The sequence below is a fragment of the Bradyrhizobium uaiense genome, assembly GCF_010811875.1.
GTDB lineage: Bacteria > Pseudomonadota > Alphaproteobacteria > Rhizobiales > Xanthobacteraceae > Bradyrhizobium > Bradyrhizobium uaiense.
Genome location: NZ_VKHP01000572.1, coordinates 1 through 551 on the forward strand (window position 1 = coordinate 1; position 551 = coordinate 551).

2 pseudogenes are annotated in these 551 nt (G+C 65.2%); both read right to left on the reverse strand.

From position 1 onward, the window contains the following. Positions 1-188: pseudogene (locus FNJ47_RS46535) on the reverse strand (c-type cytochrome); the annotation flags it as partial. Beyond that, positions 185-551 (reverse strand): annotated as a pseudogene (locus FNJ47_RS46540) (cytochrome C oxidase subunit I); the annotation flags it as partial. The pseudogenes FNJ47_RS46540 and FNJ47_RS46535, both read right to left, overlap by 4 nt.

Consider the following 551-nt stretch of genomic DNA (forward strand, 5'->3'; position numbering starts at 1 on the left):
ACCGCCGCGCGGGGAACGCCGGCCGCGCTGCAGATCGCATCCCAGACGCCGGTAAGTTGGAGGTGCGGCTGGAGCAGCGGCAACCAGATCAGGCCGACGACCGCCGACAGTACGGCAACGCCGGCCGTGATGCCGACGCTGATGCCGAACCACGGATTGCGCGTGGAGAACAGCGGATGATCGCTCATCGGCCAACTCCGACATAAACCGCGGGAACATTAGTCTCGCTCAGCGCCATCAACTGCGCGATCGGGAAGCCGTAGTTCACCACGGTGAGACCGACCATCAATGCGAGCCACAGGCCGAACGAGTTGAGCGCGACCGGAATCCGCGCCGGCATGTGCAGCGGCACCGCGAAACGGTAAGCAGCCGCCTCGTCTCGCGCACCGAACTGCCCGCGGATCAACACCAGCAGGAACAGCACGCCCGACAGCAGCAGGATGAAGCCGCCGATCGCCGACATGGTGACGGAAAAGGCCTGCGGCGCGATCGCGGGGTTGGCATAGTCATAGAACGCCATACGGCGCGGCATGCCAAGGATGCCGACATAG